Source organism: Cycloclasticus sp. P1, assembly GCF_000299965.1.
GTDB classification, from domain to species: Bacteria; Pseudomonadota; Gammaproteobacteria; order Methylococcales; family Cycloclasticaceae; genus Cycloclasticus; species Cycloclasticus pugetii.
Genome location: NC_018697.1, coordinates 970,090 through 995,967, shown reverse-complemented (window position 1 = coordinate 995,967; position 25,878 = coordinate 970,090). Strand labels below are relative to the sequence as shown.

At 40.2% G+C, this 25,878-nt stretch carries 24 protein-coding genes and 3 tRNA genes; 8 read left to right on the top strand and 19 right to left on the bottom strand.

Annotation, left to right across the window (positions count from 1 at the left end):
- Nucleotides 1–264: 264 nt before the first annotated feature.
- The 8 genes from Q91_RS04790 to Q91_RS04755 all read right to left on the bottom strand — a co-directional run bounded on the left by Q91_RS04790 (nucleotide 265) and on the right by Q91_RS04755 (nucleotide 6,952).
- A tRNA-Asp gene (locus tag Q91_RS04790) sits at nucleotides 265–341 on the bottom strand.
- Nucleotides 342–345: 4 nt separating this feature from the next.
- A tRNA-Val gene (locus Q91_RS04785) sits at nucleotides 346–421 on the bottom strand.
- Nucleotides 422–438: 17 nt separating this feature from the next.
- Nucleotides 439–711: an HU family DNA-binding protein gene (locus Q91_RS04780; protein ID WP_015005755.1), complete on the bottom strand. Its 273-nt coding sequence runs from the start codon at nucleotides 709–711 to the stop codon at nucleotides 439–441.
- Nucleotides 712–929: 218 nt separating this feature from the next.
- Nucleotides 930–3,341 (bottom strand): endopeptidase La, encoded by a 2,412-nt coding sequence (gene lon, locus Q91_RS04775; protein WP_015005754.1) that lies wholly within the window; start codon nucleotides 3,339–3,341, stop codon nucleotides 930–932.
- Nucleotides 3,342–3,466: 125 nt separating this feature from the next.
- Entirely contained in the window at nucleotides 3,467–4,744 is a 1,278-nt protein-coding gene (clpX, locus tag Q91_RS04770; protein WP_015005753.1) for an ATP-dependent Clp protease ATP-binding subunit ClpX, read from the bottom strand.
- Nucleotides 4,745–4,868: 124 nt separating this feature from the next.
- Complete coding sequence (gene clpP / locus Q91_RS04765) at nucleotides 4,869–5,489, bottom strand: ATP-dependent Clp endopeptidase proteolytic subunit ClpP (protein ID WP_015005752.1); 621 nt, start codon at nucleotides 5,487–5,489, stop codon at nucleotides 4,869–4,871.
- Between the two features lie 24 nt (nucleotides 5,490–5,513).
- The gene (tig, locus tag Q91_RS04760; protein WP_015005751.1) at nucleotides 5,514–6,821 is read right to left on the bottom strand and encodes a trigger factor; all 1,308 of its coding nucleotides are present in this window, start codon (nucleotides 6,819–6,821) and stop codon (nucleotides 5,514–5,516) included.
- 46 nt (nucleotides 6,822–6,867) lie between these two features.
- Nucleotides 6,868–6,952, bottom strand: a tRNA-Leu gene (locus Q91_RS04755).
- 96 nt (nucleotides 6,953–7,048) lie between these two features.
- Between Q91_RS04755 and Q91_RS04750 the strand changes: the two genes are divergently transcribed.
- The 4 genes from Q91_RS04750 to Q91_RS04735 all read left to right on the top strand — a co-directional run bounded on the left by Q91_RS04750 (nucleotide 7,049) and on the right by Q91_RS04735 (nucleotide 10,811).
- On the top strand, nucleotides 7,049–7,915 hold the full coding sequence (locus Q91_RS04750) for a CPBP family intramembrane glutamic endopeptidase (RefSeq protein ID WP_015005750.1): 867 nt from the start codon (nucleotides 7,049–7,051) through the stop codon (nucleotides 7,913–7,915).
- A 69-nt stretch (nucleotides 7,916–7,984) separates the two neighbouring features.
- Nucleotides 7,985–8,233, top strand: coding sequence for a FeoA family protein (locus Q91_RS04745; protein WP_015005749.1), 249 nt, complete (start codon nucleotides 7,985–7,987; stop codon nucleotides 8,231–8,233).
- Complete coding sequence (feoB, locus tag Q91_RS04740) at nucleotides 8,230–10,587, top strand: Fe(2+) transporter permease subunit FeoB (RefSeq protein ID WP_015005748.1); 2,358 nt, start codon at nucleotides 8,230–8,232, stop codon at nucleotides 10,585–10,587. The genes Q91_RS04745 and feoB overlap by 4 nt, the downstream gene beginning before the upstream one ends.
- A complete protein-coding gene (locus tag Q91_RS04735) occupies nucleotides 10,584–10,811 on the top strand; it encodes a FeoC-like transcriptional regulator (RefSeq protein ID WP_015005747.1) in 228 nt (75 codons plus the stop codon). The genes feoB and Q91_RS04735 overlap by 4 nt, the downstream gene beginning before the upstream one ends.
- Before the next feature lie 20 nt (nucleotides 10,812–10,831).
- On the opposite strand, the gene Q91_RS04730 is transcribed toward Q91_RS04735, so the two are convergent.
- The gene (locus Q91_RS04730; RefSeq protein ID WP_015005746.1) at nucleotides 10,832–11,860 is read right to left on the bottom strand and encodes a S1C family serine protease; all 1,029 of its coding nucleotides are present in this window, start codon (nucleotides 11,858–11,860) and stop codon (nucleotides 10,832–10,834) included.
- A gap of 415 nt (nucleotides 11,861–12,275) precedes the next feature.
- Here Q91_RS04730 and Q91_RS04725 point away from each other — a divergent pair, with 415 nt between their 5' ends.
- From Q91_RS04725 to Q91_RS04715, 3 genes are read left to right on the top strand one after another with little or no spacing between them, the layout of a single operon-like run.
- A complete protein-coding gene (locus Q91_RS04725; RefSeq protein ID WP_015005744.1) occupies nucleotides 12,276–13,592 on the top strand; it encodes an aromatic ring-hydroxylating dioxygenase subunit alpha in 1,317 nt (438 codons plus the stop codon).
- A gap of 15 nt (nucleotides 13,593–13,607) precedes the next feature.
- On the top strand, nucleotides 13,608–14,156 hold the full coding sequence (locus Q91_RS04720; RefSeq protein ID WP_015005743.1) for a 3-phenylpropionate/cinnamic acid dioxygenase subunit beta: 549 nt from the start codon (nucleotides 13,608–13,610) through the stop codon (nucleotides 14,154–14,156).
- A 28-nt stretch (nucleotides 14,157–14,184) separates the two neighbouring features.
- Nucleotides 14,185–15,084: a VOC family protein gene (locus Q91_RS04715; RefSeq protein WP_015005742.1), complete on the top strand. Its 900-nt coding sequence runs from the start codon at nucleotides 14,185–14,187 to the stop codon at nucleotides 15,082–15,084.
- A gap of 276 nt (nucleotides 15,085–15,360) precedes the next feature.
- On the opposite strand, the gene Q91_RS04710 is transcribed toward Q91_RS04715, so the two are convergent.
- The 8 genes from Q91_RS04710 to Q91_RS04675 form a co-directional block, all read right to left on the bottom strand.
- A complete protein-coding gene (locus Q91_RS04710; protein WP_015005741.1) occupies nucleotides 15,361–16,143 on the bottom strand; it encodes a methyltransferase domain-containing protein in 783 nt (260 codons plus the stop codon).
- A 41-nt stretch (nucleotides 16,144–16,184) separates the two neighbouring features.
- The gene (gene rssA, locus Q91_RS04705) at nucleotides 16,185–17,087 is read right to left on the bottom strand and encodes a patatin-like phospholipase RssA (RefSeq protein WP_015005740.1); all 903 of its coding nucleotides are present in this window, start codon (nucleotides 17,085–17,087) and stop codon (nucleotides 16,185–16,187) included.
- 46 nt (nucleotides 17,088–17,133) lie between these two features.
- A complete protein-coding gene (locus tag Q91_RS04700; RefSeq protein ID WP_015005739.1) occupies nucleotides 17,134–17,592 on the bottom strand; it encodes a DMT family transporter in 459 nt (152 codons plus the stop codon).
- Between the two features lie 63 nt (nucleotides 17,593–17,655).
- Nucleotides 17,656–19,182 carry an AbgT family transporter gene (locus Q91_RS04695; protein WP_015005738.1) on the bottom strand — a complete coding sequence of 509 codons (1,527 nt, stop codon included), beginning with the start codon at nucleotides 19,180–19,182 and terminating at the stop codon, nucleotides 17,656–17,658.
- Nucleotides 19,183–19,218: 36 nt separating this feature from the next.
- Nucleotides 19,219–20,136, bottom strand: a complete 918-nt coding sequence (locus Q91_RS04690; protein WP_015005737.1) for a lysophospholipid acyltransferase family protein — start codon at nucleotides 20,134–20,136, stop codon at nucleotides 19,219–19,221.
- A gap of 46 nt (nucleotides 20,137–20,182) precedes the next feature.
- A complete protein-coding gene (locus Q91_RS04685; protein WP_015005736.1) occupies nucleotides 20,183–20,425 on the bottom strand; it encodes a hypothetical protein in 243 nt (80 codons plus the stop codon).
- Between the two features lie 21 nt (nucleotides 20,426–20,446).
- The gene (locus tag Q91_RS04680; protein ID WP_015005735.1) at nucleotides 20,447–20,725 is read right to left on the bottom strand and encodes a peptidylprolyl isomerase; all 279 of its coding nucleotides are present in this window, start codon (nucleotides 20,723–20,725) and stop codon (nucleotides 20,447–20,449) included.
- On the bottom strand, nucleotides 20,726–21,574 hold the full coding sequence (locus Q91_RS04675) for a DMT family transporter (RefSeq protein ID WP_015005734.1): 849 nt from the start codon (nucleotides 21,572–21,574) through the stop codon (nucleotides 20,726–20,728).
- Nucleotides 21,575–21,802: 228 nt separating this feature from the next.
- Here Q91_RS04675 and Q91_RS04670 point away from each other — a divergent pair, with 228 nt between their 5' ends.
- Nucleotides 21,803–22,459, top strand: coding sequence for a glutathione S-transferase (locus Q91_RS04670; RefSeq protein ID WP_015005733.1), 657 nt, complete (start codon nucleotides 21,803–21,805; stop codon nucleotides 22,457–22,459).
- Here Q91_RS04670 and dmeF read toward each other — a convergent pair.
- A complete protein-coding gene (dmeF, locus tag Q91_RS04665) occupies nucleotides 22,456–23,379 on the bottom strand; it encodes a CDF family Co(II)/Ni(II) efflux transporter DmeF (RefSeq protein WP_015005732.1) in 924 nt (307 codons plus the stop codon). The genes Q91_RS04670 and dmeF overlap by 4 nt on opposite strands.
- Before the next feature lie 190 nt (nucleotides 23,380–23,569).
- On the bottom strand, nucleotides 23,570–25,861 hold the full coding sequence (gene metE, locus Q91_RS04660; RefSeq protein WP_015005731.1) for a 5-methyltetrahydropteroyltriglutamate--homocysteine S-methyltransferase: 2,292 nt from the start codon (nucleotides 25,859–25,861) through the stop codon (nucleotides 23,570–23,572).
- Nucleotides 25,862–25,878: the final 17 nt, after the last annotated feature.

Here is a 25,878-nt window from a genome sequence, read left to right as displayed (position 1 = left end):
TATATGTGAGGAAATTAAACCATATTTTAGGCTAGTGTGCGTTAGTTTGAACAAACTATCCTTTACAACAACAAGGACACTAGCCAAGAAAACGATATTAAGCGGCGTTACTGCTGGCAACTGCATTTATTAAACAACGGATAGCACTTTATAGGGGACATTTATAAACATCCTATTAATTGCATCGCGTTCTAAATTAACTCACATTTTCGATGAGCAAAAAAAAACCATTAATTTTTTCAAATTAATGGTTTTTTGTACCAATGGCGGAGTGGACGGGACTCGAACCCGCGACCCCCGGCGTGACAGGCCGGTATTCTAACCAACTGAACTACCACTCCTAAATGGTGGGTGCTGAGGGGATCGAACCCCCGACATTCGCCTTGTAAGGGCGACGCTCTCCCAGCTGAGCTAAGCACCCCAAGAACAGAAGAGGCGCTAGTTTACAGAGTCTTTTAAAGTTTTGCCAGCTTTAAATGAAGGAATTTTTGAAGCTTTAATTTGAATCGTTTCACCCGTTTGTGGATTGCGGCCTGTGCGTGCAGAACGCTCTTTTACAGAGAAGGTACCAAAGCCAATAAGTGAGATTGAGTCACCGCTTTTAAGTGCACTACTAACAGAAGAGATAGTGGCATCTAATGCGCGGCCTGCGTCAGCTTTAGTAAGTCCTGATTCTTCAGCGATTGCATTGATAAGGTCTGATTTGTTCATAAATTTTCCCCAATAGGATGATTAAATAATTTTTAAAGTTAATTTTTTTTGTTACTGGTGTTTAGAGCGGCTATATCTACCTCACTATTCACTCAACAGGAGATTTTATATCCTTTCCCCCCCACCAGTGTCAAGCTTCAGAAGGTTTTTATGACTATATTTTTTTAAAGCATACCTTCAATTAATTTACTTGCCTCAATTAAATCAAACACTTCAGCTTAATGTGCGGTCACCGTTTTATTTTTTGCAGGTTTACTTTTTTTGTCATCTTTTTTTGTTAACTTTTCACTTCCTTTCAATGGTGTCGGGGACCGTTCAAGCGCGACTTCCAGCACCTCATCAATCCAGCGGACAGGGATTATCGTTAAATTTTGTTTAATATTAGCCGGCATCTCTATTAAATCTTTTTCATTTTGGTGTGGGATTACAACCGTTGTGATTCCACCGCGAAGAGCTGCTAACAATTTTTCTTTAAGCCCACCGATCGGTAACACCTCACCTCGAAGCGTAATTTCCCCTGTCATAGCCACATCAGCTAACACAGGAATACCCGTTAAGGATGATACTAAGGCCGTACACATACCGATACCTGCACTTGGACCATCTTTAGGCGTTGCTCCTTCAGGAACATGTACATGTATATCGTTCTTTTGATAAAAATCAGCTGGAACACCTAACATTGCAGCACGACTTCTGACCACTGTTAAAGCAGCTTGAATAGATTCTTGCATAACATCACCTAACTTACCGGTAAGTGTTAACTTGCCTTTACCTTCGCTAATAGCTGATTCAATTGTTAGTAATTCACCACCAACCTCTGTCCAAGCCAAGCCAGTTACTTGCCCAATTTGATTAGTTTCTTCGGCTTTACCAAAGTCAAATCGCCTAACCCCTAAGTATTTACTAAGGTTACGCGATGTAACATTGATTCGCTTCTTAGGTTTGCTCAGTAAAATGTCTCTCACTACTTTTCGACAAATTTTAGACATTTCTCTGTCGATATTTCTAACTCCAGCCTCACGCGTATAATAACGCACCGTATCTCTAATCGCTGATTGGCTTACGTGCAATTCCGACTCTTTCAAACCATTATTTTTTAATTGTTTGGTAATGAGGTAGTTCTCCGTGATGTTAATTTTCTCATCTTCAGTATAACCAGCGAGGTTAATCACTTCCATACGGTCCAACAGGGGACCCGGTATATTCATGCTATTTGCAGTCGCGACAAACATAACATCAGACAAATCAAAATCCACTTCTAAGTAATGATCGTTAAACGTACTGTTTTGTTCTGGATCAAGCACCTCAAGTAAAGCAGAAGCAGGGTCGCCTCTGAAATCCATTGCCATTTTGTCTATTTCATCAAGCAAGAATAAAGGGTTTTTTGTTTCAACTTTTGATAAGTTTTGTAAAATTTTACCTGGCATTGAACCAATGTATGTACGACGATGCCCACGTATTTCAGCTTCATCTCGCACACCACCTAAAGACATTCTTACAAACTTACGGTTCGTCGCACGAGCAATAGATTGCCCCAAGGATGTTTTACCAACACCTGGAGGCCCAACCAAGCAAAGAATTGGCCCTTTCATGTTTTTAACCCGTTGTTGAACAGCCAAGTACTCTAAAATTCTTTCTTTTACTTTCTCTAGCCCATAATGGTCAGCATCAAGCACTTTTTGTGCAGCAGCGAGATCATGCCTAATACGCGTACGTTTTTTCCACGGCACATTAACCATACAATCAATGTAATTACGTATAACACTGGCTTCAGCTGACATCGGGGACATCATTTTTAACTTGCTCAGTTCTGATTCAGCTTTTTCTTTTGCTTCTTTTGACATCCCTGCATCAGCTATTTTCTTTTCGAGTTCATCTATCTCATTTGAACCTTCTTCCATGTCACCCAATTCATTTTGAATGGCCTTCATTTGCTCACTCAAATAATACTCGCGCTGATTCTTTTCCATTTGTTGCTTAACCCGGCTACGGATTTGTTTTTCCATTTCCAGAATATCAACTTCACCCTCCATCAATAACAGCAAATGTTCTAAACGTTCGCGAAGGTTATATGTTTCCAGTATTTTTTGTTTTTCTTCAACTTTCAACACCATGTGCGCTGACATAGTATCTGCAAGACGGCCAGAGTCTTCAATACCAGATAATGATGTTAATACTTCAGGTGGTACTTTTTTATTTAACTTCACATAGCTTTCAAAGGCGGAACTAACGGTCCTAATTAGCACATCCATTTCTTGCTCTTCAAGGTCTACGGCATCTTCCAGCAAACTGACATCTGCACCAAACAATTTTTCATTGGTATAAATCTTATCAATATTAACTCGCTGCTCACCTTCCACTAAAACCTTTACCGTTCCATCAGGTAACTTAAGGAGCTGCAAAATAGTGGCTAAGGTACCGACTTGATAAAGGTCACCCTCTTTGGGATCATCGTTATCTGGGTTTTTTTGTGCAACTAGAACAATTTTTTTATTATCCTCCATCGCAAAATCAATCGCCTGTATTGATCGATCGCGACCAACGAAAAGCGGAATCACCATATGTGGGTAAACAACCACATCTCTCAGCGGAAGAATTGGTAAGTTTGTTAAATCTAGTTTTTCGTTCATTAGTTACCGCCTTAAAGAATTAAATTTAGTATTAGTAAGAATATCAGGGCACCGAACATTATTTTCAAGCCATAACTCATAAAAAAAGGCGCTTAAAGCGCCTTTTTTTCTCTTTGAAGTCTATTTTATTCCGATGATGCTACTTTTTTATCATTTTCATAAATAAACATAGGGTCAGACTCACCCCGAATAACCTTATCATCAATAACAACTTTACAAACATTATCTAGCGAAGGTAAGTCATACATTGTGTCTAGTAATACATGTTCTAAAATTGTCCTTAAACCACGAGCACCTGTTTTACGAGCCATCGCTTTCTTTGCGACCTCTCTTAAGGCTTCTTCTCTAAATTCAAGTTCAACCCCTTCCATTTCGAAAAGCCTTACATATTGTTTTGTTAATGCATTTTTAGGTTCACTGAGTATTTGAATTAATGCATCTTCATCTAGCTCTTCAAGCGTTGCTACAACAGGTAACCTGCCAACAAATTCTGGAATCAAACCATATTTAACAAGATCTTCCGGCTCAACATTTTGCAAAACATCACTGACATCTGGCGCTTCATTCTCGCTTACTACTTCAGCTGAGAAACCGATGCCGACATTTTTTTGAGAACGATCTTTAATAACCTTATCTAAACCGGCAAACGCACCACCAACAATAAACAAGATGTTACTGGTATCTACTTGTAAAAATTCTTGCTGTGGATGTTTTCTTCCACCTTGTGGAGGGACTGAAGCAACTGTTCCTTCAATCAATTTTAACAATGCTTGTTGGACGCCTTCACCAGAAACATCACGTGTTAAAGATGGGTTGTCCGACTTCCGTGAGATCTTATCTATTTCATCAATGTACACGATGCCGTTTTGAGCTTTATCGACATCAAAATCACATTTTTGTAAGATTTTTTGAATAATGTTTTCGACATCCTCTCCAACATAACCCGCTTCAGTTAACGTCGTAGCATCTGCAATGGTAAAAGGAACATTTAACATTCTTGCTAATGTTTCAGCCAATAATGTTTTGCCTGAGCCGGTGGGGCCAATTAACAATACATTACTTTTTGCCAACTCAACATCATCAACACCTTTTGAGGCATTTAGACGCTTATAGTGGTTATAGACTGAAACTGATAAGATTTTTTTGGCCTGTTGCTGGCCTATCACATACTTATCTAAGGATTCTTTAATTTCAGAGGGTTTAGGTAATTTATCACCTGCGCCTGTCGCTTCATTCTCTTGAAGCTCCTCTTTAATAATATCGTTACAAAGCTCTACACACTCATCGCAAACAAAAACAGAAGGGCCTGCAATTAACTTTCTAACTTCATGCTGATTCTTTCCACAAAACGAGCAAATCAAAAGCTTACTATCATTCTCGCCATTGTCTTTATCATCACTCATACAAACCTCTTTTCTTTAACACTCATTATTAGGGTTGACTGTTTCATTACTCTTAATCTTTAGTTACATGCTATATACAGTATGCTAAAGATTATAAATCTGTCCAGTCCAAGCGCTAACTATTCTACTCTTCTATATTACGTGTTTTTAATACTTGGTCAATCAGGCCGTATTCAACGGCTTGTTGACTACCCATAAAGTTATCTCTATCGGTATCACCTTGAATAACATCTAACGGCTGGCCTGTATGTGAAGCCATAATTTTGTTTAAACGATCACGGATTAATAGAATTTCCTTCGCATGAATATCAATATCAGATGCTTGACCCTGAAAACCACCCAGCGGTTGGTGGATCATCATTCTTGAGTGTGGTAAAGCGAATCGTTTACCTTCAGCACCACCTGTCAACAATAATGCACCCATGCTGGCTGCTTGACCGATACACATAGTACTAACATCTGGTTTGATAAACTGCATCGTGTCATAGATAGACATACCTGCTGTGACAGAACCACCTGGTGAATTAATATATAGGTGGATATCTTTATCAGGGTTTTCAGACTCTAAAAATAGCATCTGAGCAACAATCAAATTAGCCATATGGTCTTCCACTTGGCCTACTAAGAAAATAACCCGTTCTTTAAGGAGTCTAGAGTAAATATCGTATGAACGTTCGCCACGTGCAGTCTGCTCAACCACCATCGGAACTAATCCAAGTGCTTGCGCCTCTAGTTTATTTTGCATCTTAACTCCCTTATTATCTGTCATTTATCCAGTTGCTTGAGTAGGTGCCATTAGCTCATCAAACGTTAACTGAGTTTCTGTTATTTTAGCCTTTTCTAACACCCAATCAACCAATTGGTCTTCTAATACAACGCTTTCAACTTTATTGCGCTCTTCTGGGTTAGAGTTATACCAATTGATAACTTCTTCAGGCGATTGATACGTTTGAGCAAACTCTTCAATTCGTGCTTGTACTTTTTCAGCATCCGCTTTGATATCATTTTGCTTGATCATTTCAGACAATAGCAAGCCTAATTTAACGCGTTTAGTTGCTTGATCTTTAAAAAGCTCTTTTGGTAAATCCGGCTGTGCTGGTTGACCTGCCTGAGCTGCTTTTTCATTTAGCGAAGCAAGCATTTGATTAATTTCATTATCAACAAGTGCTTCTGGCACAGACACTTCATTGTTTTCAACAATTGCATCCATGACAATTTCTTTACGTTTAGTTGCTAATGCCCGAGTTAACTCACCGCCCATATTTTTAGCAAGGTCTGCTCTAAAGTCAGCCACATCACCACTTTCCACACCAAATTCCTTAATAAACTCTTCATTTATTTCAGGTAATTCGCTCTTTTCAACCTTATCCACTTCTACATCAAAAACCCCAACCTTGCCGGCAAAGTCAGCTTGTTGATAGTCTTCAGGAAAAGTCACTTCAAAACTTAATTTCTCACCAGTTTTCACGCCTTTTAAGTTTTCTTCAAACCCAGGTATCATGCTTTTTGAGCCAAGAACAACAGGGAAACCTTTAATAGGCTCTTCCGAGATAGGCTTATCACCTACTTTACCTTCAAAACTAACTGTTACTTGGTTACCGTCTTTAGCTTTGGTTTTAACTTCTTTCCAGCTTGCTTTTTGTTTTTGCAGCTTTTCAACCATATTATCTATATCAGACTCTGCAATTTCCACTACTGGGCTATTCAGTGATAAGTCTTCAACTGGGTTAACTGTAATCTCTGGATAGACTTCAAAGCTTGCTGAGAACTCATACCCTTCAACCTCAGCTTCATTAGCTTTAATAACAGGCGCACTGGCTGGGTTTAGCTTTTCTTCCATGATTGCTTTATAAAAAAAGCTTTGTGTTAACTCTGATAACGCTTCAGCGCGCACACTTGCGCCAAATTTCTTTTTGATAACGCTCATAGGAACCTTACCAGGTCTAAATCCATCAATCCGTGCGTTTCGTTTCACATCGTCATAACGCTTATTGATCGCCGTATCGACCTCTTCTTGAGGGACAACGATTGTTAATGTTTTTTTAATATCAGAAATAGATTCAACAGAAACCTGCATAATTATTCTCTAGTGTAGTTTATTGATGATTGTTCAAAAAAATAGATGGTGCGAAAGGAGAGACTCGAACTCTCACATCTTACGATACTGGAACCTAAATCCAGCGCGTCTACCAATTCCGCCACTTTCGCATTTTGGTTGGAAATAATGTGCGGTATCATACCGACTCTTTCAACATTTTTGCACTCCTTTTTGAATACAATTTTACTTAAATGTAAAAAAACCATATGAAAGCTACCTTATTTTTTGTTTTTTACTTCTTAACAGCCTCTGTTTTGGCTGCTTTAATCGCCTATCCATTATTTTTAGCGTTTGGCACAAATGAATATCGTTTTGAAAAATGGGTTACGCGCGCCGCCCTTTTATTTTTAATCTTAGGACTGATTCCATGTTTTAAGTTTTTTAAATTGAGTTTAAACGCCATTGGACACAATAATACCTATGGCAACTTCTTTAAAAAAACATCATTCGGCTTTATTTCTGGTCTGTTAATTCTTGGCGTTGTTGTGTTTACTCTGATCGTTCTTGATATTAGAGTACTGTCAGAAGATGCTCAATTCACATGGAAACTTGTTTCTAAAGCATTATTAGCCGGAATCGTCGTTGCTTTAATAGAGGAAACCTTATTTAGAGGGCTATTCTTCAAGCTAAGCCAACAATGGCACAACGGTTTTACGGCGGTTGTTGTTAGTAGTTTTTTTTATGCCATTTTGCACTTTATTAAACCCATTGAACATATTGATCAAAACCTTTTATACATAGGCACTGGTTTTGAAGTTATCGTTAATGCATTTAAAGCAGTTGCATTTATGCCGCTTGATGACTTTCTAGCGCTTTTTGTTGTTGGCGCTTTCCTTGCCCTAGTTCGTCTTCAGACACGTACTCTTGCTTATTGCATTGGTCTACATGCTAGCTGGGTTTTCCTCATAAAAATAACTAAAGAACTCACTGACCATAACCCCGCATCAAGCTGGACTTACTTAACTGGGCAATACGATGGCATAATTGGTATTCTTAGTTTTATTTGGATTAGCGTAATCATTTTTGCTTACCTGATCTATGTCATTAAACCTAAGTATCAACCGCATTCTTAATTCCACATCCTTGACATGACTCAATCATAGATTAGAATGGGAATCATTATCATTAACGTTTGAGATCACATGTCAAATAAGCAGGCATTAAACCAGTACGCTACTCTTGCTGATATTGAAATTGGCCAGGAAGTAATGCTGTGTAAAAATCAAATGGCTCATTCGTTAGAAAAAAAATTGCTAACGCTAGGCTTTTCTAAATTAATTCCCCTTCAGGTTACTCAAAGAAGCAAAGGTGGAATTATTGTCAGTATTGGAAATACTCGTATTGCTCTGAATGAAACCCTCGCAAAACAAGTAGTAATAGAAACATTATGACCAAGCAATGTTGCGAAGAAAATACGCCCGTACGCCCCTCTAATAAAAGCCCTGTTATTGCCGTTATTGGCAACCCTAACTGCGGAAAATCAACATTATTTAATGTTATTACAGGCATTAAACAAAAAACGGGGAACTGGCCTGGCGTTACAGTGGACCGTCGTGAAGGGCTTACTAAAGTTAACAACCAAGAGCTTGTTTTGGTCGACTTACCAGGTGTTTATGCGCTTGATAGTGACCGTGAGGCTCTTGATGAACAAATAGCTCGCCAATATATTTTATCCGAAGAGGCTGATGCACTATTAATTGTTGCAGATGCAGCCAATCTAGAACGCAGCCTGTTCCTTACCAGTCAATTACTTGAAACCGGCATTCCAGCTGTACTTGCGTTAAACATGATGGATGTTGCCAAATCTCGTGGCATGAACATCGACCTAGAGGCTTTATCTAACGCTCTTGGCTGCCCTGTTTTTCCTATTGTTGCGCGTAAAAACCAAGGAATCACCTCACTTTTAGAAAGCATATTAACGGTAATTGATGAGCAGCCTAAGCATCACTTAAACATTGAATACCCGACTGCCGTTACCTCGGCTCTTGATGAAATTATTCCGACGTTAAATACGCAACGCAACTCCCCATTTATTCTACGATGGCATGCGCTTCAATGCTTAGAGGGGTACTTCTCCCCCACTACAACACAGCAAACCGAAGAAATTTGTGCTAGCCGACAGCTCTATATAAAAGATTCAACTGGAGAAGATGCAGATACTCTTATTGCTGCCAGCCGCTATGAATTTGCACACCAGCTAACCTCACAGGTAGTCAAGCAAGTCAAAAACATTCAACAAACATGGTCTGACCGAGTAGACAAAGTCATTCTTAGTGACTATCTCGGCTTACCTATCTTCTTTTTAGCCATCTACTTAATGTTCAGTATAACCATTAACTTTGGTGGCGCTTTTATTGATTTCTTTGACATTACCGCCAGCGCGCTGTTTGTTGATGGATTTAAAATTCAACTCCAAAATTTGGATTTTCCCAATTGGTTTCAAGTCTTACTCGCTGATGGTTTAGGCGGTGGTATCCAAGTTGTTGCTACCTTTATCCCCATCATCGCGACTCTCTATTTCTGTTTATCTATACTCGAAGACTCCGGCTATATGGCCAGAGCTGCCTTTGTTATGGATCGTTTTATGCGTAGGCTTGGACTACCCGGCAAAGCTTTTGTGCCATTAATTATTGGCTTTGGTTGCAACGTACCATCCATCATGGCTACACGTACCCTAGAAAAGCAACGTGACCGCATTATGACGGTGATGATGGCGCCGTTTATGTCGTGTGGTGCACGGTTATCTGTGTATGCCTTGTTTGCTGCAGCTTTTTTTCCTCAATCTGGGCAAAATATTGTTTTCTTACTATATCTATTAGGCATTGCAGCGGCTATTTTTACCGCACTGTTACTAAAAAGCAGCGTGCTTGAGGGTGAGTCTGATAGTTTTCTCATTGAACTCCCCCCTTACCACCGACCAGCCATCAAAAGCTTACTAATCCACACTTGGGAACGCCTAAAGGGTTTCGTATTAGAGGCTGGCAAATTTATCGTCATGATGGTCATGGTGATCAATATTCTTAATTCCGTTGGCACTGATGGCAGTTTTGGTAATGAAAACAGTTCAAAATCAGTCTTGAGTGAAGTCGGTAAAACATTCACACCTGCCTTTGAACCGATGGGAATCCAAGAAGAAAATTGGCCCGCCATCGTTGGTATTTTTAGTGGCTTACTCGCTAAAGAAGTGGTTGTTGGAACACTCGATGCAGTTTATTCAAATATTGAAGGCAACACCGACGATAACGACGAAAACTTTAGCCTTAAAAATAAGTTCTCAGAAGCTGTGACAACAACTAAAGATAATTTAAATGATGCGTTCCAAAACATGGGCGACCCGCTTGGTTTAAGGACACTTGATGCCAACGACAATCTTGATGAAGCCGCAACTGAGCAAGAAGTTAGCTCAGCTCTCTTTGGCACCTTGGTGAAATATTTTGATGGCAAAATTGGTGCCTTTAGTTATCTACTCTTTATTCTTTTATATGTCCCTTGTGTTGCTGCGATTGCCGCCGTTAAACGTGAAACAGGAACACGTTGGGCCTTATTTTCTATTTTCTGGAGCCTTTATTTGGCATACAGCATGGCGACTTCTTTCTATCAAATTGCGAACTTTTCAAGCCATCCAACACAAACACTGATTTGGTTATGTGTATTCATTGCTGGCTTTCTAGGAATATGGCTTACGCTTCGCCAACTTGGCCAGAAATTACTCGCTGTTGAACCAACACTGATTAAAGACGCATGATTTTATTAGAGGTCCGTGATTACTTACAAGCCGCACGAAGCGCTCCTGTTCGTGATTTGGCCTTACATTTCAAAATCTCTCAAGATGACGCCAAATCAATGCTCGAACACTGGGTAAAAAAAGGTTATGCAAAAAAACTTCCAGCTGGCTCACTTTGCCAAGGTGGTTGTAGAAGTTGTGACCCCGAGACAATAGATATCTATGAATGGACTGGCCCTCGCTAATCTTAATAAATACCTTTTATTTAATTATTTAAATACTCAGCAAAATTTTTCCTAACCTTAGCAATTGGAATCGAAACGCCAAACCCAGTCTTTAACGCAGACCCTTTTGCTACTTTGATGGTATTAACTGCCACCACATAGCCATCATCGGTTATCAATGGCCCACCACTGTTACCCGGTAAAATCTGTGCGTCAGTGACTATTTGGTTTTGCAACACCTGCGTTACCGTCCCATCTGTTAACTGATCACGTAACCCCAAGGGGCTTCCAATTGCATGAACGGTTGTACCCTGTACGACTGAGCCAGGTGCCATTTCTAAGTAAGGCGCTTTACAGGCATTTACTTTCAGCAAAGCCAAGTCATCTGTCGACGCCACCTTAATTAGCTTGGCTCTTGCTTTAGTATTATCTTTTAAAACAATATCAAATGACTGAGCAACATTTGACACCGCGCTAGAGAAGTTAAAGTCAGATTTTTGTCGATTAAAGATGTCCTCATCCAAGCTCAGGCGCCTCTGCGTTTCATTCAGTTGTTGCAGGTCTTGCTGATATTGCTGCTCATAAAGCGCGTACTCGCGTAACGCGATTTGTTTTTCTTTGTCTGATCTCAAACCGTCTATATATATTCGAAAATCATCGAGTTTTTGCTTATTAATAAAGAGCCGCTCTTTTTGTTGATTAAGCCGTATTTTATTACTATTAAATATTAAACTATTTTTTTTGATCTTTGCCTGCGTCGCATCCCATTGCTTACCTTTAGCGGGGCGAACCACATGCTTATTCGTCACTAAATAACAATCCTCGGTTACAAAAAAGCCAGATCCAGAACCAAGTTTACTTTTAACAGTAACAACAGCCTTCGTTGCTTGCTGAACAGGATTAGTCAATGGGTATTTACTATTTAGCAGCGTTATAAAATCATTCGACCTCTCGACAGAGGCGGTTGAATTTTTATATGCGCGAACCTCAGTAGCCCCATCCTCATTGATAGGCGAATCAGAAAACTGCCAATGCCCATCTTTATCCTTATATTTAAATATTTCCGCCACACAAGTGCTTGGAATATAAAGTAAGCAGACTGTTATTAAGGTGATTATAAAACGCATAATTTATATCAGTGTAAACACTGCCCTCATGGTCGTATCAGTGATCATTTGACCTTAAAAAAATCCCCTTGTCGATAAAGAAAATCTAGCTCAAATTTTAAATTTATTATCGGTCTCAATGGTTAGCATCAATTATTCAAAGGCTTTCAGGCCCTTCTCATCCTGCTTTTTCAACAAGTTTTATTGTGTAAATACTTAATAGTAGAACTTGCTTTAGTAGGGTTTCCTTCTTTTTATTTTCCTGACCTACATCAGAGTAGTTATAGGCATTAAACATTAGAATTTGCGCCACAGTAAAAACAAATATTACTTGAAAGCAACTGTATTTTATAACTCGTCACTTAGGAGAACCTACTTTATGACTAATAATACCGACTACCATCAATTTATTGATAATGACGAAGGATGGGTCGATCGACGTATTTTTTGGGAAGAAGAAATTTATGAGCAAGAATTAAAACAAATTTTTGCTAAATCATGGCAATTCATCGCTCATGACTCAATGATTCCCAATGCTAATGATTTCTATACCACTTATATGGGCGAAGATGGTGTTATTGGGGCGCGACAAAAAGATGGTAACGTCAGAGTTTTTTTAAACTCATGCCCACACCGTGGAAACAAATTCTGTTTTGCAGACGAAGGCAATGCTCGCTCTTTTATATGTAATTACCATGGCTGGAGTTTTGGTATTGACGGCAAGCTAGGCGCTTTAGCGAACGAGCATGTTTATGATGAAGGCGATATTGATAAAGAAAAATGGAGCCCAAAACAAGCGCGTGTTGAAACCTATAAGGGCTTAATATTTGCGACATTTGACCAAGATGCACCTTCGCTGGATGAGTGGCTCGGTGATTTTCGTTGGTACTTAGACATGATGTTTGACAACGATGGAGAAACAGAATTCATTGATGGCGGCATTAAATCATATGTTAATGCCAACTGGAAATTTGGCGTAGAAAACTTTGTTGGTGATGCTTACCATGCGCTTTGGAACCATGACTCTGGCCTTAAAGCCATGAATAAAGGTGAAGGCTTTGGCCCAGCAGTAACTGAAAACTCTTATCACGCAAGTATTAATGGGCATGGTTGGGAGTTTGGAACCGATGGCTACGCAGATGTAGTGATTGGTGGGTCTGAAAAGTGGCTTAATTATGTCAGAGACATCATTAAACCTAAAATTAAAGAGAAATATGGTGAGCTTCGCTCCAATATATTTGGTTCATTAGCCTCCGTTTCATTATTTCCCAATATTTCATTTTTACCTGGCATTCAAACATTTCGTGTTTGGTTACCTAGAGGGCCTAAAAAGTTAGAACTACGTGTTTTCACCATTGTTAATAAAAACATGCCCGAAGAGATCAAACAAGAAATTAATAATGCTTGCATGATGACCTTTAACCCAGCCGGTGTTCTTGAGATGGACGATGGGGAAAACTGGGAAGGCAATACACAGGTCAATAAGGGTTATTTAACTCGCCAAGAAAAACTTCATTATGGCTGCGGTATTACCCGAGAAATTGAGCACGAAGAGCTACCGGGCATCATTTACAAAGGCCAGTTTAACGACGCCAATCAACGACATTTCTATACCCGCTGGGCTGACTTGATGAATGCTGATTCATGGAATGACGTACCAACACGTTACAGACCCCGTCATACAAAAAACAACTAAATAGGAGCTAGGTCGATGACAAATTTATCAGAAAAAACAGCAGCAGTAGCAGCACCAGTACCGGCCTCTATGGAGCTTACTTTTGAGGTTGAGCAGTTTTTGTATAAAGAAGCTCGTTTACTAGATACCGAAGAATTTCATGCTTGGTTGGGTATCCTAACCGACGATATTCACTACTGGATGCCTTATCGTTATCAGCGCTATCGTAAAAACCATGTAGAACCAACCGTGAAGGGTATGGCTTATTACAATGATGATATGCATAACTTAAAAAGGCGAGTTCTACGAAATGATACCGGAACGTGTTGGTCTGAAGACCCAGCCACACGCTCTTCTCATGTTATCAGCAATATCGAGATTGAACATACAAAGAATCCAGATGAGTACAAAGTGTATTCATTAACAACGGTCAACCGAAATATGAATGAAGATGAAGAACACCTAATGGTTGGACATCGTACTGATATTTTACGTCGCGTTGATGGGCAATTAAAACTGGCCAAACGTAAAATTATTTTGGATCAAAACATCTTTATGAACAAAAGTTTAAACGTATTTTTATAAACATCTTTAAGCTTAACGAGGAGAGAAAATGGTAAAGGTAATAGAACTAGGTTATTTAGGTCTTAATGTCACTGACGCTGCTGCTTGGCGGAAATACGCGACAGAATGCATTGGTCTTCAAATTGTTGAAAGTGGTCAAGATGACCGCTTTCATCTAAGAATGGACCTTCAGCATCATCGTATTACTGTTCATGAAACAGCTGATTGTGATGATTTAGCTTATATGGGCTGGCGTGTCGCTGGGCAAGAAGAATTCAAAGCCATGCAAAAACAACTAACAGATGCTGGCGTTGATTTTCAAGTTGGAACGCCTGAAGAAGCGCGTGAGCGTCATGTATTGGCGCTGATAAAACTTAAAGATCCATCAGGCACAGCGAATGAAATTTATTACAGTCCTCAAGTAGATGTTATGAAACCCTTTCACCCAGGACGCCCATTATTTGGCAACTTTATTGCTGGCGACCAAGGGTTAGGTCACGTTCTTGTGCGTTCAGATAACGATGAAGAAACGTATAACTTCTATAAATTATTAGGCTTAGTTGGCTCGGTAGAGTATAGAATTCCAATGCCCGATGGTAACTTTGCTGAGCCTTGCTTTATGCACTGTAACAGCCGTCAACATTCCATTGCTTTTGGTTTCCATGGCATGGTTGAGCGGCTAAACCACCTTCATATCCAATACAGTCACTTAGACGATTTTGGCCAATCTCACGATATTATTCGCAACCAAGGTATTGATGTTGCTATGCAGTTAGGTAAACATGCTAATGATCAACTGTATACCTTCTATTCAGCTACTCCTTCTGGTTGGTTGATGGAATTAGGTTGGGGTGATTATGTTAAACCAGAAACTCAAGAGCACTATGCTGGTGACATTTTTGGTCATGGTGTAGAAGCGTCTGGTTATGGTATGGATATTGATATATAACAAGGCACTATATTCAGACCATCACTGATTAGCACTTACTGAACTTTGGTAGTTTCAGTGTAAAGAACGCCCACTGAAGTGGGCGTTCTTTTTAAATAGCATAGGCATTAAAAAACTACCTCTTTTAATCTATCGAATAGAAGTAGCCAATGCCAACCTCCTCGTACTAACTCGTTTAATCATTAGAAATGAGCTATTGTTTTCGCTTGATAAACCTATTACATAAATAAGTGCAATCACGTTAATTTTCTGTGCAAAACATACCATTACAAAAAATCATTTTGTCACTTCAAAAAGATAACGATTAATACAAAAAAAGTATTCCCCTTTTTGTTCAAGTGACTCAATTCCTGCTAACCAAGCCTCAGAGTCCTTATTAGTCACACCATTACGGTCAATTGCAAACGAGGCAATAATTTTAGATAACCAATAACTAAAATTTTTATCATTATATTCAATGTTCATAATTGGCAACGCTTCCACCTTACTTAATTGCAGGCTTGCTGATTTAATGGCGCCAGCCAAACGCATAGGAACAGACTCTTGCGCACAATGCTGCTTCCATGCATGAATAATACGGTCACGACAATCAACATCCGCTGCGCTCCAGTACGGGAACGCCCAATCTGTATCAACAATAACCCCTCGCCCACCTGGGCGAAGTACCCTTGCGAACTCTAATAAAGCAGCATTTAAGTCAGGAACATATTCATAGACCTGCGTTGAAACAACCGAGTCAAAACTGTTGTCGGCAAAGGGTAAGGACATTGCATCACCTTGCTCAAAGGTGACATTCACAGCATCAGCACAGAGTTGTTTAGCCGACTCAATCATATTGTCTGCCATATCAACACCAACCACTGACCCTGTAGGACCTATATGCTGGCTGATATCTTTAGCTAATAAGCCAGGACCAGACCCAATATCAAGCACCTTTAAACCGTTTTGTAGTTTAAGTGAGGCAATCACTTGACCTCTCGCTGACACAATATCCGGCGTTTGATAAGCCATTTTTAATGCATGACTTACCTCATCATTAAATTTTAAACCCCCTGCCATTGTCTACCCTCTTATTATTATTTTTAGATTCCAATATTTTTTTATTTACCCACAGTACATTGTATCTCTTGCATCATCCGCTCGACACAGTCCATCCCTCCATCTATTGCCTCTTGCGCCCTATAAAACTCCAACAAACCCATTTGTGATAACTTAGGCGTCAGGATAATATCTGGGGGGTCTCCTGCCATACGGCTCCGAGTAATTCGGTCTTGGGTAATATTAACTGAGCCAGCAATCGCCTCAAATAAACTAGGCGTCTGTTCTTGGTTTCTATCAAATGAAAAAATTGAATCGGTATATTCAGCGACTAAATTGGTAAGCTTATCGACCACTTTTCCGGATGGTTTAATGGTTTTCTCTTGTTTTCCTATATGCTTACCGACAATGTCTCGATTTAAATTTACCGCAATCACTACATCCGCGCCTAAGGCTCGACAAGTAGAAACAGGCACAGGGTTCACTAAGCCTCCATCGACCAGCCATTTATTGTCATGCTGTATCGCTGGGAACAAACCCGGTAACGAAATAGAAGCCCACACAGCCTCTAACACTGACCCTTCAGACAGCCATATTTCTCTCCCCGTCTTAAGGTCTGTCGCTACACTGGCATAGTCCTTGTCAAATTCTTCAATGAGTGCTTTATCTGAAGCAACATATTGACTTAGAAAATGATGCAACCGATCTTTATTAACAAACCCATTAAATGAACGATTAATCTCAAAGAATTTAACTGTATTAAGCTTAGATAACGAAAGCGCCCACTGCTCCAGATCATCTAAATGACCCGATACATAGGATGCGCCTACTAGTGAACCTATTGATGTTCCACAAACGATATCTGGTTCTATGCCCTGTTTAATCAGCGCTTTAATAACCCCAATATGTGACCAGCCACGAGAGGCCCCACTTCCTAATGCCAACCCTATTTTCATGTCTGCCACTTAACCTCTCCTGAGACGTTTAATTCAGCTCATTAAAGTCTTTTAATTAAAAACGCTTTACTACCAAAAAAACGCCTGTCGCCATAAATAACAAGCCTACAAAACGTTGCATAGTAATTGAATACTGAAGTGAGCTTAATAAACCAAAATGATCAATCACAGTCATTGAAATAAGCTGACCTAACAACACAAAACACACAGCATTACCAATGCCAAATTTAGGGCCTATATAGGTAATCCCTAATGTGTAAAAAATAATAAATACACCGCCCAAATAATACTGTATTGGTATTGATGCATCAGGTAATCCACTAGGTAGGCCTTCTACAACAAACAAATAAACACCTGCGATCACAAAACCAACTACAAATAATATAACCGCTGCTAACGCTGGGCTTTGTAACCTTGCGCCTAAACCGCCACTTAGCGCACCCATGATAGGAATGCCTACCCCCGCCAAAAACATCACTGTAGCGTAGATAAAATTTTGACCAACTATATTCACTTCTTATTCCCCTTTATTATATTTATTGATACTGATAGTAATGTACACCACGATCCCTGTTCACTAGGGTATGGCTAAAAACAATGAGGCTCCTGGGCCTAATGGAATACCCAACATTAACCATAGACTTAACAATAATCCCCAACTTAATAAAAAGGCTACTGAGTAAGGTAGCATCAGCGTCATGATTGTCCCCACACCAACCTTATCATCATAGCGTTTCATAAAAGCAAACACTAAAGCAAAATAAGGCATCAATGGTGTAATGATATTAGTAGAGCTATCCCCAACACGGTAAGCCGCCTGTACAACCTCTGGTGCCACTCCCATCAACATAAACATCGGTATAAAAACAGGGGCCATGATGGCCCATTTAGCTGATGCGCTACCAATAAATAAATTTGCAAATGTGCAAAAAAAGATAAAACCTAACATTAATGGAACAGCACCCAACCCACTATTTTTTAATGTATCAGCACCATTAATGGCAAGAATTAACCCCAGATTAGTCCAATTAAAATAATTAACAAATTGGGCTGCAAAAAACATCAAAACGATGTAAGTAGCCATTATTTCCATGCTTTTTTCCATGCTCTTAATCACATCGACATGGGTTTTAAAACAGCCAGACAATTTGCCATATGTTATCCCCATAAGAGCGGCACTTAAAGCAATTAAGGCAATCAGACCAGACATAAATGGTGACTTAATAATACCGCCTGTTACAGGGTCTCTTAACAACCCTTGCTCAGGGATTAGCCCCCATAAAATACCCACGACAATAACCAGCCCAACTACAAAGGCCCCTTTTAAACCTTTTTGTTCTTCGCTTGTTAACACCGTTTTTAAATCACCTTGTTCTGCACCACGGTATTCGCCTAACATCGGGCTAATAAAACGCTCGGTTACCCACGTCGCCACTACAGAGATCAGCAGCGTAGAAACAACGATAAAATAGTAGTTTGCAGTAGCGGTTACGTCATAATTCGAGTCGATCAAGCGCGCAGCTTCTGTGCTTATACCACCGAGAATAGCATCGAATGGGCCAACTAATAAGTTCGCACTAAATCCCCCAGAAACACCAGCAAAGCAGGCCGCAATGCCCGCTAATGGGTGCCGTCCTGCGGCTAAAAATATAACGCCCGCCATTGGTATCATCACTACATAACCAGAGTCCACTGCAATACTAGATAGCACCCCCGCCAACACAACAATAAACGTTAAAAACTTTGTCGGCGCCTTCATCACCATTAAACGCAAAGCGGTTTGAATTAAACCCGATCGTTCGGCGATACCTAATCCAAGCATTGCGACTAATACAGGACCAACGGGGGCAAAAGTCATAAAATTTGAAACCATTTTGCCCAGTATTTGATGCAAACCAGCCGCATTAAACAGGTTTACTACGCTAATTTGTTCACCGTTAACAGGGTGTATAGCCGACAAACCAAGATAATGGCCTATCCATGACACCCCTATCACTAAAAAACATAAGTAAATAAACAACATCGTTGGGTGAGGTAAGGTATTACCCCACGCCTCAACTCTACGTAACAATCGTTGCGATAATCGACGTTTAGCTTGTTGCATAGCTGCTCGTTATTTTAGTGATGATAATCCTAGTATTCATTTATAAAAACCAGGTTCGCCCTTAGGCCGAGTTTTAAAGCGCTTATGCATCCATAAATAGTCTGCCGGATGTAAACGTATTTTTTCTTCTAACCAATCCGTCCAGCGCTGCGTATCCGCCACATCATCACCCGTTGGGTAATTCTCTAAAACAGGCTCAAACTCAATTACAGAACCTTTTTCACCATCTCGATATGCGCTAAGTAACATCACTTGCGCATTCGTCTGTTGGGCATATTGTGGAATAGTGGTAATCGTCGCTGTTGGAATACCAAAAAAAGAAACGAATGCGCCACGACTGACACCAAAATCTTGGTCTGGTGCAATAAAAACCGTCCCGTTATCAGCCAATTTTTCTAGCATTTTACGAATATCTTTACGATGGAATAAGGTTATCGGGTATTTCCCAGCACCCCTTTGATACAAATTTGCTTCCATTACTGGATTATTCATACGCCTATAAATCACGTCAAAGGGGGCCAAGGTACTCAGTTTACTAATGGCGTGAAAAAGTGGCGTAAAATGCCCAATGACTAACAAAAGAGGTCTGTCTGCACGCAACGCCTGTTCTAGATATTCTTCACCAACAACCTTAATGTTAGCGGTCATATCAGCGGGTGGCCGCCAAATTATATTAAACAAATCAAATAACATTAAGGCTGATGACTTGATATTAGCGCGAACAAGTTCCTCTCGATAAGCATCTGTTTCATTAGCAAAACAGCGGTCAATATTTCGTCGAATAGTGCTAATGCGACGATTTTCTTTACTCGCCAGCCTATTCGCAATCCATTTTGACAAGCTAAACTGCCAAGACCTCGGAAGAATAGCCATACATCGGCTCACTCCAACCGCTAACCACGCTGGCCAATATTTAGGATGCAGGTAACTTAATTTAAATTTTTGAGTTGCCATGAGTGACCCTCTTTTTTTATTAAAACTATCAGCCAGTGCGATTTTTTTATTTCATATTAACCATCTGCAATAAAGATTCAAGCGGGCTTTGATCAATATTCCATTGCTCAAATAAACTAAACAACTGCTTAATAGAATCAAACTCTACAGTTTCATTGTCCAACTCTAATAAGAAGTGAGTATGCATATCATCAAGGTTTTTATATGACAAGACACCGCTCAATTGCGCCACCAGCTCAACATTTTTTTCCTCGCTCAACTGCTGAGGTTTACTAAATAATATTTTCATAATCTGACAGTTTTCTGATCATTAAGTCCGGTAAATGGTTTCAATAAGATGATAGCCAAACTTCGTTTTAACGGGGCCATGAACAGTTAACAATGCTTTTTTAAAAACAACATTATCAAATGCTTTTAGCATCTTACCTGGGCTAAACTCACCAAGATCCCCGCCTTTTTTTGCTGAAGGACACTGTGAGTGCTTTTTAGCTAAATTTGCAAAATCAGCGCCACCAGCCAACTGTCTTTTCAGTCTCTCGGCCTCTTCCTTAGCTTTAACCAATATATGTCGTGCACATGCTTTTGCCATTTATATTTCCTTAACTTTTTCTTTCCAAGTAAGATTGAGGTATGCGCCTATGATAATCAAACCGGCCCCCAATAAGGTATTTAGACTTGGATATTCTTGATAAAAAAGCATACCTAATAACATCGCAAAAACAACTTGTAAGTAACCAAAGCTTGTAGCACGGCCGGCAGATTCAGTGCGCATACTTTTCGTTAGACCTACCTGACCTACTTGGGTTGCAACCCCAATGGCTAGTAGGTAAAACCATTCAATACCTACTGGTATGACAAAGTCGCCCCATAGCAAAATCAGACTAGCCGGTAAGGAAATTAACGGAAAATACATCACGATCACTAAGGGGTGCTCTGTTTTCCCCAAGGCTCGAACTAAGGTATAGGCAACGGCACTACCAAACGCACCCGCAATAGCAATCATCACTGTGAAAAAATCAAAATCAACCGTAGTTGAAGAGAACAGAACGTCCGGTTGCACTATAATTAATACGCCGAAAAAACTTAAAACAATACATACCAGCGTGCCAACTCTTAACACCTCTTTTAAAAAAAACAGTGCTAATAACGCAGTAAACATAGGGTGCAGATACTGTAAAACCATTGCTTCGGCTAAGGGCAAATGGGTAATTGCATAAAACACACAAATAAGGGCAGCAAAACCAATTAAGCCGCGTGCCGCCAACAAGCCTTTACGTGTACCCAATACTGCGATTCCTTCTCGCCTTAGCCCTAGGTAACTGATGACCAATGAAATGAGCGAGCGCGCAGCAACTATTTCTAAAACAGGAATCCCGTGATCACCGACTAATTTTACAAACAATGCCATAATGCTGAATGCAAAAGCACTGAGTATCATGTAGCGAATACCTAGAGGGATAGATAGAAAAGCGTTGATGGTTATCTCCGAAGTGCATATGTAAAAAAACTTGAATCCGCATTTTACAGTGTTTAACGCAGTCTTTTCTGATGCTGAGGTATTTATTAAACCTCATTAGATCAAAACTATGTGACACTCACAACTTGACGCTACAATCACCCTTATACTCAAGACATTTCCATTACATTCAAAACAACGACCTCTTTTATGCCCTCTTTACCAACGCTTTATTCATTACGTCAGTGCCCTTATGCGATGCGAGCACGAATGGGTTTATTAATGGCTCAACAAGTCGTTACTTTGCGTGAAGTGAACATGAAAAAAAAGCCTGAAGAGATGCTATCTGTTTCAGCAAAAGCAACCGTTCCCGTACTGGTCTTAAATGATGGCTTAATCATCGATCAAAGTATCGATATTATGCTTTGGGCCTTAAATAAAAATGACCCTAGTAACTTACTTTATAAGCACCAAGCCAGCATGCTAGAGGATATGCTTAAGTTCATTGAACATAACGATATCACCTTCGTAGACTCACTTAAAAAATATAAAGCGGCCTCTCGATATCACGACAAAGAGAAAAACACTTACCGCGGGCACTGTGAAGAATACGTTAAACAACTTGAGCAGCGACTTAACCGACATGAGTTCATCATGGGCGATAACCCCAGCTTAGTCGACTATGCGATTTTACCCTTTATCAGGCAATTCTCTCGTGTTGAACGGCAATGGTATCTACAAGCGCCTTACCCCGCTCTACAGCGATGGTTAACAGCCCAATACCAACAAGCTGTTTTTACAAAAGCAATGGTCAAGCACGAACCTTGGACAGAAAATCAAGCAACCGTTGTATTCGGTAAAGTTTAAATTTCGCAAACCTCATCAGCGCATTCATATACCTCAACGGTAATATGAGAAAGTTGCTGAAAGCCCGCTAATAGATCTTTATAGTGTTCTGTCGGCTTCGGGTCATGTGTGACCAAAGAAATAATTGCGGCATAATGATTTGCACTGACTTTCCAGATATGAATATCTGAAACACGGTTATCGGCATCTTTTTCAATGCTGTCTTTAATGGCAAGCCTATATTTCTCATCAACACCGCCATCCAGTAAAATAGGGCTCGTCTGCTTTAATAAGCCATAAGACCAACGAGTAATAATTACTGCCCCTACTATACCCATCATTGGATCAAGCCAATTAAGACCAAAATACTTGCCAGATAGCAATGCTACAATAGCGAGTAATGATGTTAATGCATCGGCGAGAACATGCATATAAGCCGCTTCTAAATTGTGGTCATGACCATGGTCATGAGCGTGGCCATGATGATGGTCTTCTTTAAGTAAAAAAGCACTAATAACATTTACCAGAAGGCCAATAACTGCCACACCAATCGCCGCATTAAATTGTATCACTTGAGGATCAATCAAGCGTTGGATAGAGTCAATCACCATCACAAATGCAACAACAGCCAAGGCAACGGCACTGGCAAAACCACCTAGCACACCGACTTTACCAGTACCAAACGTGTAAGCCTTATTTTTTGCATGCCTACGTGCATAACGATAGGCATATATAGTAATTAAAAAGGCTGCTACATGAGTGGCCATATGCCAGCCATCAGCTAACAACGCCATTGAGCCAAACACAGTACCAGCCACTATTTCTGCGACCATGGTAATAGCGGTCAATATCAACACATATTGTGTGCGCCGTTCTCCACGTTCATTTTTCAACGAGAAATCATGACTGTGTTTTAAATGATCTAACGTGCGTTCGTGCATACAGTCCCTCATATTTTTGACTTAATCAATGGCGTATTAAAACAAAAATCAATGCCAGCCTTAAACCATTAAGACTAGCACCGCCCTTCTCATATTTTAAACGTCCTATGTTTTTCAAACCATGACTATTTGTTCCGGCACAACCCGATTAGGTGATGTAACACACAAATCCTATGAAAACACTGCTCCCTTAGTCAACCACTGTAACCGACTGCCTTAATTGCTTAGCGGCTGTGACCATATTGCGTAACGCTTGTTGCACTTCTGGCCAAGCACGTGTTTTTAAGCCACAATCTGGGTTCACCCACAGTCTCTCCAATGGAATCCGCCTTGCTGCCTGCTGCATTAAATATTCTATCTGCTCAATTTTTGGAACATTTGGCGAGTGGATATCATACACCCCAGGGCCAATTTCATTTGGGTATTGAAACTGTTCAAAAGCATCTAATAATTTCATGTCTGATCGTGAGGTTTCAATGGTAATCACATCAGCATCCATGTCACTGACAGAGCTCATAATGTCATTAAAGTTTGAATAACACATGTGAGTATGAATCTGTGTCTCATTTTTCACCCCTGAGGTGGTAATACAAAAAGCCTCAATAGCCCAGTTTAAGTATTCTGACCATTGTTTTTTTCGCAATGGTAAGCCTTCTCTTAAAGCCGCTTCATCTATTTGAATAATGCGAATACCTGCTTTTTCTAGATCCAGTACCTCATCTCTTATTGCTAAGGCTATTTGTTGGCATGTAGTCGCACGGTCTTGATCATCTCTAACAAACGACCAATTCAAAATGGTCACCGGCCCAGTCAACATGCCTTTAACCGGCTTATCGGTTAACGATTGTGCATAGCTAGCCCAATTCACAGTCATTGCTTGAGGTCTAGACACATCCCCATAAATAATCGGCGGTTTAACACAACGCGAGCCATATGATTGCACCCAACCGTTTTGTGTAAAGGCAAAACCCTGTAGTTGTTCGCCAAAATACTCCACCATGTCGTTTCTTTCTGGCTCACCATGCACCAACACATCCAAGCCTAGCGCTTCTTGCTTGGCAATGACATCAGCAATCTCTTGTTGCATGACTGATTGGTAGTCTGCCTGAGAAAGCTCACCCTGTTTGTAACGTCGCCTGTTTGATCTAATATCGGTGGTTTGTGGAAACGAGCCAATGGTCGTCGTTGGGAAATTAGGTAGGCGCAAATGCTGCTGTTGAAGTTTAATCCGCTCGTTAAAATCTAAGCCTCGCTTTAAGCTTAAGCTTTTCACATTCTCTAAACATCGCTGAACGTCTTTATTATGCACCAGCGAAGAATTTTCTCTATTGCTAATGGCTTCCCTATTACGTGAAAACTCATCGCTTGATAAACAGTTATTATCTAACACCGCGGCTTTTACCAACTGTAACTCGGTAAGTTTTTCTGTGGCAAAAGATAACCAAGATTTAATATCATCTGATAATGACGTTTCAAACGCCAAATTAACAGGCACATGCAGTAAAGAGCAAGAAGGTGCCAGCCATAACTCGCCAGCCCAATGTTGTTGAATAGCTTGTGTCACGCTGACTGTCGCGCCCAAATTGTTTTTCCAAACATTTCGGCCATCAATAATACCGACTGACAACACCTTATAACTGGGCAACCAGTCAATCAGTTGTTGGACTTGTTCGGGGCTTCTAATCGCATCGATGTGCAGCCCTGCCACGGGCAAATCGCAAACAAGCTTTAAATTGTCAGCTAACTCGCCAAAGTAGCTTGCCACCAATAACTTTAGATCGCCTCGTTGTAATTTATGGTAGGCCTGTTCAAAGGCTAACTTCCATTGATCAGGCAAATCGAGGACTAAAATAGGCTCATCAATTTGTACCCATTCGACACCCAGATCAGATAAACGATTTAATATCTCACCATAAGCTGCCAGCAGTTGATCGAGCACGTTTAACTTATCGAACGCCTCGCCCTCTGCCTTGCCAAGCCAAAGAAAACTCAGCGGGCCTAAAATAACGGGTTTAACACGATGGCCTAATTGAAGCGCTTCATTTACCTCATCAAACAACTTTTCAGTGGATAGCTTAAACGACTGCTCGGGCTGAAATTCGGGCACGATATAGTGATAATTCGTATCAAACCATTTAGTCATTTCGCAAGCGCTAACATCACCACCATCAACAGAACGGCCACGCGCCATCCGAAAGTACGTGTCAATATCCACTGCACCACCATCATGCTTAAATCGTTCAGGTATACAGCCTAGTAAGGCGCTCATATCTAGCACATGGTCATACCACGAAAAATCACCCACGGGTATAAGGTCTAAGCCCGAGTCAGCTTGAGTTTGCCAGTTGTTCTTTCTTAATTGTTGGCCATTATTAAACAAATCTTGCGAATCTATCTCTCCTTGCCAATACGACTCTAATGATTTTTTTAACTCTCTTTGCGCGCCAATACGTGGAAAACCTAAATTATGTGTACGAATCATCTTTAACCTCATTATTT

Bases quoted from the DNA above. Each gene is read 5' to 3' on its own strand.
- Q91_RS04690 (WP_015005737.1), bottom strand. From the start codon at position 20,136: ATGGCAACTCAAAAATTTAAATTAAGTTACCTGCATCCTAAATATTGG.
- Q91_RS04715 (WP_015005742.1), top strand. From the start codon at position 14,185: ATGGTAAAGGTAATAGAACTAGGTTATTTAGGTCTTAATGTCACTGAC.
- Q91_RS04725 (WP_015005744.1), top strand. From the start codon at position 12,276: ATGACTAATAATACCGACTACCATCAATTTATTGATAATGACGAAGGA.
- Q91_RS04735 (WP_015005747.1), top strand. From the start codon at position 10,584: ATGATTTTATTAGAGGTCCGTGATTACTTACAAGCCGCACGAAGCGCT.
- Q91_RS04680 (WP_015005735.1), bottom strand. From the start codon at position 20,725: ATGGCAAAAGCATGTGCACGACATATATTGGTTAAAGCTAAGGAAGAG.
- Q91_RS04675 (WP_015005734.1), bottom strand. From the start codon at position 21,574: ATGATACTCAGTGCTTTTGCATTCAGCATTATGGCATTGTTTGTAAAA.
- tig (WP_015005751.1), bottom strand. From the start codon at position 6,821: ATGCAGGTTTCTGTTGAATCTATTTCTGATATTAAAAAAACATTAACA.
- Q91_RS04720 (WP_015005743.1), top strand. From the start codon at position 13,608: ATGACAAATTTATCAGAAAAAACAGCAGCAGTAGCAGCACCAGTACCG.
- dmeF (WP_015005732.1), bottom strand. From the start codon at position 23,379: ATGCACGAACGCACGTTAGATCATTTAAAACACAGTCATGATTTCTCG.
- Q91_RS04670 (WP_015005733.1), top strand. From the start codon at position 21,803: ATGCCCTCTTTACCAACGCTTTATTCATTACGTCAGTGCCCTTATGCG.
- lon (WP_015005754.1), bottom strand. From the start codon at position 3,341: ATGAACGAAAAACTAGATTTAACAAACTTACCAATTCTTCCGCTGAGA.
- Q91_RS04685 (WP_015005736.1), bottom strand. From the start codon at position 20,425: ATGAAAATATTATTTAGTAAACCTCAGCAGTTGAGCGAGGAAAAAAAT.
- Q91_RS04710 (WP_015005741.1), bottom strand. From the start codon at position 16,143: ATGGCAGGGGGTTTAAAATTTAATGATGAGGTAAGTCATGCATTAAAA.
- clpX (WP_015005753.1), bottom strand. From the start codon at position 4,744: ATGAGTGATGATAAAGACAATGGCGAGAATGATAGTAAGCTTTTGATT.
- feoB (WP_015005748.1), top strand. From the start codon at position 8,230: ATGACCAAGCAATGTTGCGAAGAAAATACGCCCGTACGCCCCTCTAAT.
- Q91_RS04750 (WP_015005750.1), top strand. From the start codon at position 7,049: ATGAAAGCTACCTTATTTTTTGTTTTTTACTTCTTAACAGCCTCTGTT.
- metE (WP_015005731.1), bottom strand. From the start codon at position 25,861: ATGATTCGTACACATAATTTAGGTTTTCCACGTATTGGCGCGCAAAGA.
- Q91_RS04780 (WP_015005755.1), bottom strand. From the start codon at position 711: ATGAACAAATCAGACCTTATCAATGCAATCGCTGAAGAATCAGGACTT.
- Q91_RS04745 (WP_015005749.1), top strand. From the start codon at position 7,985: ATGTCAAATAAGCAGGCATTAAACCAGTACGCTACTCTTGCTGATATT.
- clpP (WP_015005752.1), bottom strand. From the start codon at position 5,489: ATGCAAAATAAACTAGAGGCGCAAGCACTTGGATTAGTTCCGATGGTG.
- Q91_RS04695 (WP_015005738.1), bottom strand. From the start codon at position 19,182: ATGCAACAAGCTAAACGTCGATTATCGCAACGATTGTTACGTAGAGTT.